The organism is Vibrio sp. 10N.247.310.17 (assembly GCF_041466605.1).
Classification (GTDB): domain Bacteria; phylum Pseudomonadota; class Gammaproteobacteria; order Enterobacterales; family Vibrionaceae; genus Vibrio; species Vibrio tasmaniensis_A.
In genome coordinates this window covers 1-9,748 of the sequence record NZ_JBFSTC010000128.1, presented here as the reverse complement: position 1 = coordinate 9,748, position 9,748 = coordinate 1, and the positions used below count along the sequence as shown (strand labels likewise).

9 protein-coding genes are annotated in these 9,748 nt (G+C 43.5%); 1 reads left to right on the top strand and 8 read right to left on the bottom strand.

What is annotated here, in order from left to right:
• Window positions 1-108: 108 nt before the first annotated feature.
• The 5 genes from AB6D80_RS22940 to rppH are packed head-to-tail and all read right to left on the bottom strand — an operon-like array spanning window position 109 to window position 5,420.
• Entirely contained in the window at window positions 109-960 is an 852-nt protein-coding gene (locus tag AB6D80_RS22940) for a thymidylate synthase (RefSeq protein WP_371703783.1), read from the bottom strand.
• A gap of 9 nt (window positions 961-969) precedes the next feature.
• The gene (gene lgt, locus AB6D80_RS22935; protein ID WP_004735021.1) at window positions 970-1,791 is read right to left on the bottom strand and encodes a prolipoprotein diacylglyceryl transferase; all 822 of its coding nucleotides are present in this window, start codon (window positions 1,789-1,791) and stop codon (window positions 970-972) included.
• Between the two features lie 58 nt (window positions 1,792-1,849).
• Entirely contained in the window at window positions 1,850-2,641 is a 792-nt protein-coding gene (locus AB6D80_RS22930) for a sulfite exporter TauE/SafE family protein (protein WP_371703781.1), read from the bottom strand.
• 8 nt (window positions 2,642-2,649) lie between these two features.
• On the bottom strand, window positions 2,650-4,899 hold the full coding sequence (gene ptsP, locus AB6D80_RS22925) for a phosphoenolpyruvate--protein phosphotransferase (protein ID WP_371708333.1): 2,250 nt from the start codon (window positions 4,897-4,899) through the stop codon (window positions 2,650-2,652).
• A 2-nt stretch (window positions 4,900-4,901) separates the two neighbouring features.
• Window positions 4,902-5,420 (bottom strand): RNA pyrophosphohydrolase, encoded by a 519-nt coding sequence (gene rppH / locus AB6D80_RS22920; protein ID WP_009848435.1) that lies wholly within the window; start codon window positions 5,418-5,420, stop codon window positions 4,902-4,904.
• A gap of 615 nt (window positions 5,421-6,035) precedes the next feature.
• Here rppH and mutH point away from each other — a divergent pair.
• Window positions 6,036-6,701, top strand: a complete 666-nt coding sequence (gene mutH, locus AB6D80_RS22915; RefSeq protein ID WP_372189699.1) for a DNA mismatch repair endonuclease MutH — start codon at window positions 6,036-6,038, stop codon at window positions 6,699-6,701.
• 98 nt (window positions 6,702-6,799) lie between these two features.
• On the opposite strand, the gene AB6D80_RS22910 is transcribed toward mutH, so the two are convergent.
• The 3 genes from AB6D80_RS22910 to vpsR all read right to left on the bottom strand — a co-directional run bounded on the left by AB6D80_RS22910 (window position 6,800) and on the right by vpsR (window position 9,462).
• The gene (locus AB6D80_RS22910) at window positions 6,800-7,111 is read right to left on the bottom strand and encodes a DUF6482 family protein (protein WP_009848433.1); all 312 of its coding nucleotides are present in this window, start codon (window positions 7,109-7,111) and stop codon (window positions 6,800-6,802) included.
• 192 nt (window positions 7,112-7,303) lie between these two features.
• Entirely contained in the window at window positions 7,304-7,555 is a 252-nt protein-coding gene (locus AB6D80_RS22905; protein WP_372189698.1) for a DUF1127 domain-containing protein, read from the bottom strand.
• 572 nt (window positions 7,556-8,127) lie between these two features.
• Window positions 8,128-9,462: a cyclic-di-GMP-binding transcriptional regulator VpsR gene (vpsR, locus tag AB6D80_RS22900; RefSeq protein WP_009848431.1), complete on the bottom strand. Its 1,335-nt coding sequence runs from the start codon at window positions 9,460-9,462 to the stop codon at window positions 8,128-8,130.
• Window positions 9,463-9,748 lie beyond the last annotated feature (286 nt).

The following is a 9,748-nucleotide window of genomic DNA, read 5'->3' as shown; positions in this document are numbered from 1 at the left end:
AACGGTATGCTAAGAACAAAAATGCCGTTCACTCTTAAGTGAACGGCATTACTGCGCAGAGGCAGCCTTTCGATCAATCAGTCAGTCAGTCAAACAAAGCAGATTAGATTAAACCGAGAATGGGTACTTAATCGCTTCGTGGCATTCGTAGCCTTCAACCCAGAAGTCATCCATCGTCACCCACGTTTCCAAATCTTCTAGAGACTTAATCTCAGGATTGATATGGAATGTTGGCCCCGCTAAAGGCTCACGCTTCAACTGGATATCACGCATAGGTACGAGTTGATCTTCGTAGATATGAGCATTAACCAGCTTGTGGTAAGCCACACCCGCTTTTTTGCCTGTAATTTGCGCCATGATTGCTAGGAACACATACACTTGAACCATGTTGAAGTTCAGACCTAATGGAACATCACAAGAGCGCTGAGTACTGTTTAGGTACAAAGTGTCACCAAGTAGAGAGAAGTGGTGGCTGTACATACACGGACGTAAACAACCCATGTGGAACTCACCTGGGTTATAGAAGTTTAAGATCTCGCCGCGGTCATCAATGCCGTTCGTTAGATCATCAACAATCTTCTTCAGTTGGTCGATATGACCGCCGTCAGGTTTTGCCCATGCACGTCCTTGAACGCCATAAACACGGCCCATGTCGTCTTCACCCTTGCGGTAAGGGTTATTTAGCCATGCTTCATTCAGGTTAGAATTCGCATCCCAAGTTTTAGTCCCTAGCTTACGAAAATCTTCAGCATTGTCGTAACCACGGATATAGCCAAGCAGCTCGGCAACTGCGGCTTTCCAAAAACTTTTACGAGTTGTTACCAGTGGGAATTGGTTATTACCTACATCATATTCAAGGTCAGCATTGATTACGGTTAGGCAGCGCTTGCCTGTGCGTTCATTTTCAATCCAAGTACCGTCATTAACGATACGCTGACAGAGATCTAAATACTGTTTCACTCCAATTCCTTATTTCGTTTGTTGTGGTAATTCATCTTTGTAGTGACCACGCTTGTATGCCCAAACCATCATCAGCACACCGATGATAACCATTGGCAGTGACAAAATTTGTCCCATAGAGATAAATCCACCGAACAAACCTAGCTGAGCATCAGGTTCACGTACGTATTCAACTAGGAAGCGGAATGTACCATATCCAGCTAGGAATAACCCTGATACAGAACCAAGAGGGCGCGGCTTTTTGATGAACCAGTTCAAGATGAAGAACAGTACAATACCTTCAAGCGCCATTTCATAAAGCTGAGATGGATGACGAGGAAGCGGACCACCGTTAGGGAATACAATCGCCCATGGCACATCAGTCACACGACCCCATAGCTCACTGTTCATGAAGTTGCCCATGCGGCCCATACCTAAACCAAATGGAACCAATGGTGCAATCATGTCTGCGACACCAAAAAAGGTTCGACCGTTCTTTTTGGCATACCAAAGCATCGCGGTGATCACACCAAGCAAACCACCGTGGAAAGACATACCGCCAGTCCATACCTTAAATAGGTAGAGTGGATCATCAATGAAAAGGCCAAAGTTGTAGAAAAGTACGTAGCCAATACGACCACCAAGCACCACACCTAGAAAGCCAGCAAACAGTAGGTCTGATACTTGCTCTCGAGTCCAACCACTACCGGGTTGATCAGCTCGGCGATTTGCTAACCAAAGAGCAAACATAAAACCGACAAGGTACATTAGGCCGTACCAACGAACTGAGATTGGTCCTAGTTCAATAAGAACAGGATCGATATTTGGGAATTCGATAAAACCCTGAGACATACTTGGCTCTCTATCTAAAATTGAATAACGGTTAACTCAACAGCTAACAGAAAAGACACTACAGCAGCATAGTAGCTGCTATAAACATTAAAAATACCGCAAAGAATTTCTTCAGCACGGGGGTTGGCAATTGAGTGGCCAGTTTAGCGCCAACTCGTGTGGTCAGAACTGAGGTACAAGATATCGCTATCAAAGCCGGTAAATAAACATAACCTAAGCTATACGCCGGAAGATCATCGACAGAAGAGCCATGCCAAATAAAGCCTAGCATTCCCGAAATCGCGATAACACAACCACATACAGAGGATGAGCCTACAGCTTTATGCATTTCCACACCGTGATGGTTAAGGAAAGGCACCGACAAAGAACCACCACCAATACCAGCCAAGCTTGAAACCAAACCAATACCGCCACCACATAACATGGTCTTAGCTGAACCCGGCATCGACTTTTGACTCTTAGAGCGGATCGACAACAACATCTGCAACGCCAATACCAAGACAATCACACCAAAGACTTTTGGCAGATATTGAGCAGGAATAACGTCGGCGACAAAAGAACCTAGGAAACCACCAATCACCACACCAGGCATCAACCACTTAACGACAAAAAGCTCCACATTACCCAATTTTAAATGGTTAATCGCAGACGACCCTGAGGTAACAATAATGGTTGATAACGAGGTAGCCAATGCCATTTGCATCGCAAACTCTTGAGGGATACCCGCTTTAGGAAGCAAAAAGAGTAAGGCAGGAACCACCAGCAAACCACCACCAATGCCCAGCAAGCCAGCTAAAACACCAACAATAGCACCAAGGCCTGCTAGCAAGCCTATCAGTTCATATGACACGTTAAATCCTATTTTTTACCCGCTCGAATGAAGCCTGTAAATTCACGCTCTTCGAAATAGTTGAGCATCATACTATAGATGTCACTTCCATACGGTTTTGATAGCGCCTCATTTGCCAAATCTTGCAGTTCACTAAGCTTAGATTGACGAATCAAATACTTAGTCCTTGCGACATTTGAGGTGTTCATACTTAACGTCTCATACCCTAACCCAATCAAGAGCAATGCACCCATTGGATCACCCGCGAGCTCTCCACATATACACACCGGCAATTGATATTGCTTACAAGTATCATGGATGTGTTTCAATGCCATGATCACTGCAGGGTGCATGGATTCATAGACATCAGAGACACGGGAATTGTTCCGGTCAACCGCCAATAAATATTGAGTTAAGTCATTGGTGCCCACCGAAACGAAATCAACTTTATCCGCAATAAGCGGAAGAAGGTAAAGCATGGATGGCACTTCAATCATGATACCGATACGCGGCATGCGAACTCGACTGTCGAGTTCATGCACTTCGTCATACGCTTGTTCAATCAGTTGGAACGCGTCATCCAGCTCCTGCGCACCAGAAATCATCGGCAGCAAGATACTCAAGTTATGGCTTTCACAGCTCGCACGTAGCATCGCACGTAACTGAATAATAAAGATGTCGGGGTGATCAAGGGTAAAACGAATACCACGCCAACCAAGGAATGGATTATCTTCTTCTATTGGGAAGTAAGGTAACGCCTTATCTCCACCAATATCCAAGGTTCGCATCACCACTTGCTTCTCAGGGTAACTCGCAAGCACAGAACGATACTGTTTGAATTGTTCGTCCTCTGACGGAAACCTTTGCTGCAACAAGAAAGAAATTTCGGTTCGATACAGACCAACCCCATCAACCCCTTGGTTGATAGCGATGTTAGTGTCTGCACTCAAGCCCGCATTAAGCAGAATCTCGACTTGCTTGTCGTCTTTCGTTTTTGCCGGTAAGTACAGTTCTCGATTGACCATAGAGGAGAGCTCACTCTCTTCTAGAATCAGCCCCCGATACTCTTTGAGCAGGTTTTTAGTCGGCTCAATAAAGATCTCGCCGCTATACCCGTCAACAATCGCTTGCTTACCATTAGCTTGCGAAAGATTAAGGTTAACTCCCATAACAGAAGGAATACCCAAAGCTCGAGATAAAATCGCTGCGTGCGAGTTCGCCGCCCCTTCCAAGGAAATAACCGCTAATAGTTTTTCTTTAGGAATAGACGCTAATACAGAGGCCGTTAACTCACGAACCACCAAAATAATCGGTTTATCTAACGTGCGAAGTTCATGTTCAGAATTGTGGAGGAAATAGAGCAGTCTTTGACCAAGCTCTCGGACGTCTTGCGCTCTCTCCCGAAGGTACACATCTGACATACGAGCAAAACGGTTAGAGTAACTCTCAACAACCTGTCTCAATGCCCAATCGGCTTTGTCGCCTTTCTGAATTTGACTCTTGAGATCCTTACGTAACATGGGATCGTTGAGTAAGTGAGTAAACAGATCAAAGATCGCCAACGCGTCTTTATTGATTTCACTATCTAAACGCTTTCGCATTCGCTTAAAATCATTGAGAGCATTTTCGACAGCGACTGCCAACAGCTCATGCTCCCTTTCAACATTGAGCGTCGAAGCAGGGTAAACATCGGTGAGTTCAGGCTGAGTGTTGTCCCACCATAAGTCACCAATCGCCACACCCGATGAAGCTGCAATACCTTTGGTCGCAGGTAGCTTCTGTTGCTCTAACAGCCAATGGCCTTGAGTTTGGGCATGCGCCACAATAACCGCAAGTTGTGCTGAGAGTGTAACAAGGAAGGATTCTTCCATCTCACTGAATAAACGGGGGGACTTCTGTTGAATGACCAATACGCCAAGCACTTGCTTGCGATAGATAATCGGAGTGCCGAGAAAAGAGTGATAAACCTTTTCTCCAAGCTCGGGAAAAAACTTATAAGCAGGGTGAGCAGACGCTTGTGCAAGGTTGATCGGTTCAGCACTTCTTTTAACAAGGCCAACCAAACCTTCGTCAAAACCAATGTGAATACTATTGCCTTTGAAGATCAGGCCTTGAGTTGCCATCAACTCAAGACGCTGCATATCATTATTTGCCAAATACACGGTGCAACATTCCGTCTGCATCGCGCTGCATGTCTCTTTAACCAAAATATCAAGAGCCGTCGACACATCTTCAACTCTTGATACGTGTTCAACTATTTCCCTTAGTTGGCTGAGCATGCTTAACCTCTACGCAATTTGCGCTTTCCTTTTGTTTTTCGCTCTTTAAACGGCATTGCTAAAGATGCGAATTCTTTCATCGCTCGACGGTAAACATCTCGCTTGAAAGATACAACTTGTCGAACTGGGTACCAGTAACTCACCCAACGCCAACCATCAAACTCAGGTGTGCTTCCACGCTGCATATTGATATGCGATTCATCGCAATCTAAGCGTAAAAGAAACCACTTCTGTTTTTGTCCAATACAGACAGGTTTAGAATCCCACCGAACCAGTCGTTTGGGCAGCTTATAGCGTAACCAATGACGACTTGTCGCGACGATCTTTACATCCTTTTTAGTAAGGCCAACCTCTTCATACAACTCGCGGTACATTGCCTGTTCCGGAGTTTCACCTTCATCTATTCCCCCTTGAGGGAATTGCCATGAATGTTGCCCGTATCGTTTAGCCCAGAAGACCTGACCATGGTTGTTACAGATTACAATACCAACATTTAATCGGTAACCATCGCCATCTATCACTGGCCAACCTCTATCTAAATTTTTAATTACACTGATTTTTCCACATATCCCCAATCGGAGCAAACTTAGTGACGTGACAAGCGCTATATTTATGAATAATAACTACGAATATGGATAAGTTTTGCTCAAATCTTAGTTACCCACACAAGAGTGAGACATAGACCACATTTATTCACCTTTTCTGTGAATAACTATGTGAAGAATTACCCGCAATCGTTTTTTTAATCCATAGATTTATCAGAACCAAAAACAAAAAACCACCAACCGACAATAAAAACAATTAAAAATCAATAAATTAAAACAAATCCATCAATTTTAAAAACATGAAAAAATAAAAAGATCTTTTAAAAATCACCCATGGTTAAAGATCAACCACTCCGATGTTTATCCACACTAGTAAGTGAAAGATTCATTTCAAACCCTATTTAGCAAGCATTTTATCCCCTGCAAACTCCTGTTTATTTATCCACTAAATTAATATTTCAATTAATTACCTTCATGTCCTGTGGATAACCATGAGTTTGATCCCTTTTCTAGCAAGGCGATCATTTCTTAACCAGTCGTCATATGGTGATAACTTCTGGTAAAATCATTTTTTTGATCATGCCTTTTATTATGAAACCAGAACCACAAACACAACAAGAGCTGTTAGACAGAGCATATGCTATTGCAGGAATGACCTTCAAAGAGCTCGCCGATGAAGCCAATATGGTTGTACCAAACGACCTAAAGCGAGATAAAGGCTGGGTTGGACAACTATTGGAATGGCACTTGGGGGCGCCAGCTGGCAGTAAACCAGAACAAGATTTTGCCAAGCTCGGGATCGAGCTAAAAAGTATCCCGATTGGTTATTCAGGGAAGCCACTCGAAACCACCTTTGTTTGTGTCGCGCCATTGATGGGCGTGCAAGGCATAACGTGGGAAACCAGTCACGTTCGAAACAAGCTGTCTAAAGTGTTGTGGATCCCGGTAGAGGGAGAAAGAGAGATCCCACTGGCAGAAAGGCATGTAGGATCCCCTTTATTGTGGACACCAACCCAAGCGGAAAACGAGATCTTAAAAAGGGATTGGGAAGAGCTCATGGAGCTGATCGTGTTAGGTAATGTTGAACAGATAACAGCAAGACACGGCGAAGCACTGCATTTGCGACCAAAAGCCGCCAACAGTCGAGTGTTAACAGAAGCTTACGGTGCAAGTGGAAAACCAATAAAGACCAAACCTCGTGGTTTCTATCTACGAACTCAATTCACCCACAGATTGCTGACAACCCATTACGCATAGAGGTTTTATCTAGCATAGATAGGCTAAAAGATCAGTACGTTATAAACCGTCTCAATTTAGAAGTAATTTCTCACTACAACGCTCGTTAAGAATACTCTCTAATGAGGTTTGAGCGCCAGTTCAATATCGCAGTAGCTTTGGTTGGGTTCATTACCAAACTCATCATACGCGTTGTGCAAGCGAAGGTAGGCCTTTTCAAAGCCGAGCCGGAGTAATTCCTCTTTCACTTGATCCAAGGATCCAAAGTGAAGCGGCTCGCCGTCTTGCTTTACCGGTTCTAGCTTGTGTTTGTACTCCACCGCCAGCAAATATTCAGAGATATCAGAGCAACCAATAACGTACACTTTCGGTGTCTGATAAGAGTCTTTGTGCTCTCCATGTAACCACATGTCTAATTGATGCTTCTGCATAGTCAGCCTCCCTTGCTCTGTAAAGCTTAGCCGAACTATTTACCTTTACTAGATAACGACTTAAAAAAGCAAAAAAAGAGAAGCAAGAGCTTCTCTTTTTTGGCCAGTTCTAGTTCAAAAATTTGCATTTTCGACGCCATAACTATCGCTGATGTTTATCTTGTGGGGTGAAGGCGCTATCACCCCACAAGATTACGTCGGTATTCGCGCGCTTAAGACTCGACGAAGATGACGAACTCGGCGCTCAATCGTGACAACTTCAGGCTCAGAAAGACCAATTGGTCGACCATCGGCTTCAAGGCCAATATCTCTCAATAAATGGGGGTTGTTCCAAGGTAGATCATATGAACTACGACGAACTTTTCGTTGCCATTCACGCTCTTCACGACGAAGGTCTGCACGGATAAGAACTGTTGCTAGTTTTAAATATACTGAGTGACGCATAATAACTCTCCAGTTGTGGAATAAACTGAGGAAAAATAGCGTTCTAGATAGTATGAGGGCTTCTCACTTAGCTGCTATTTTTCCGCAGCCAAATAAGGGTACGGATCTATTAGTTAGGTTTATCTTGGGTGTTTCGATCGGCCATGGCTGATGTGTGTGACATATCAGTCACCATGTCAGTACACGGATCAAACGACGCGCAAATATGCTGTATAAAATCGAAATGTTTCATTTGCGCCTCCAAGCTAACTAAAAAATCCAAAAAGAAATGGGGTCGTAAAAGCAGACAAGTCTTTGTTAAATCGTTGCTTTCACGGTTAAAGTCTAACCAAGTGAGTATATTATTCAACCGATAATTGGTTAACATTTTTAAAACAATGCATTCACCTGAAATATCAGTTGCATATTCATTTACATATAACATATTCACTATGATTATATAAAATCACAGCATATCTATCTTAGGGCTCTCTCTATAGAACAGCGGACTATCCTTCAGAAACAAAAAAGCCACGTATGATACGTGGCCCTTGAATTTTCACTCACCGGATAGAGTCAATGAATAGAACGTTCTAAACAACGCCCTCAGATATAAGACCATGTTTATTGAGTAAGCGGTACATAGTTGCGCGTGAAACTCCAAGCTCCTTAGCGGCCAAAGACACTTGACCACCATAAGATTCCAACACAATGAGTAAAGCATCTCGCTCTGAACGTTCACGTATACTTTTCAGACTGCGGCGTTCATCATTCTGTTTTGGTAAATCCAGTTGATGATCCTCAATGATGACAGCATCAGACATCAACACAACACGCTTAATCTGATTCATCAATTCACGAACGTTGCCAGGCCAATGGTAGCGACTCATCGAGCGGATAGCATCGTCTGAGAAGCTCTTCGCTTGCGCATTAAACTCTTTTGAGTACTCACGCAGAAAATGATTCGCTAGCACTGAAATATCACTCACACGTTCTTTTAAGCTAGGAACATGAATACGCAGAACATTGATGTAATGATAAAGCTCTTCATTGAAGTCGCCCTCGATCAATGCCTTTTCAATATCAGAAGAGTTAGCAGCCAAAATGCGAACATCAACCGACTTAGCTCCCTTCGTGGTTTCAATTTTCCCTTCTTGTAAAAAGCGTAAAAGGTTCAATTGTTGATTACGAGGCATCGCTAGGACATCGTTGAGTAAGAGGGTTCCGCCATCGGCTTCTTCCAACATACAAGGCGCTGCCGTTGCTGGGGCTGAAATACCAAACATCTCAGTCTCTATCCTCATTTCAGATAGAGCACGGCAATTCACAGTTAAAAATGGTTTCTGAGCTCGCGATGAATTTTGATGAATGGAACGTGCAATTGTCTCTTTTCCTGTCCCACTCTCACCGTAAATCAAAATACTGACATCTGTGGGGCCAATTCGCTTGACTTGGTCTCTCAAGCGTTTCACCGCCACAGAATCACCGAGTAGGCCCATATTGTTGTTAATACCGTAGTTTGGCCATACTTTCTGCTCAAGTTTGAGCATACCCAGTTGATGACCAATGGTACTCAATAGCTGAGCATCAGGGATTGGTGCCGTGAAAAAGTCGATACAGAAGTTAACGATAAATTGGCAGATTGTATCTGAGCTCAATTGCGATTCACGGATAAAAGCAAGCCATCGAACTTGCTTGTTGTTGCTCACGAGGTTAGCGATACCATTAAGGCTAAACTCATCATGACTAAGATCCACAATGCCAATGCAGGGGCCAATATCAGTAATTAAGGCATCGGCTTTTCGTAAATCTGCACACTGGGTACATTGCCAACCCACTTGTTCTAACACTGATAACCAGGGTTCGTACGCACCACCAACGACGATAAGAGAACCTGGTAAGGAATCCATCTTAAATTGAGTTCCCATCCTTCTTCCTTATTCTGTTTTTATTTTTTTCAATCAGGCTAACACGAGTTAAACGAATCATACGGGTACAAAGTTGCCGCAAGATCGTATTCAGATCCGATACGTATAGTAATGAGACTATCTTAGATTTTTTGTCTCAATGGTAAGACTATGTCATAAATAATCATTTTTCGAATCAAGAGTGCGGTACGAGCTAGGTTTTGACGCTAAAAACCGAAAAAGCCACCCGAAGGTCAACACCTATCATTTAAGGTGTTTAGATCGCACAGTGTAGCGAGTCTTACTA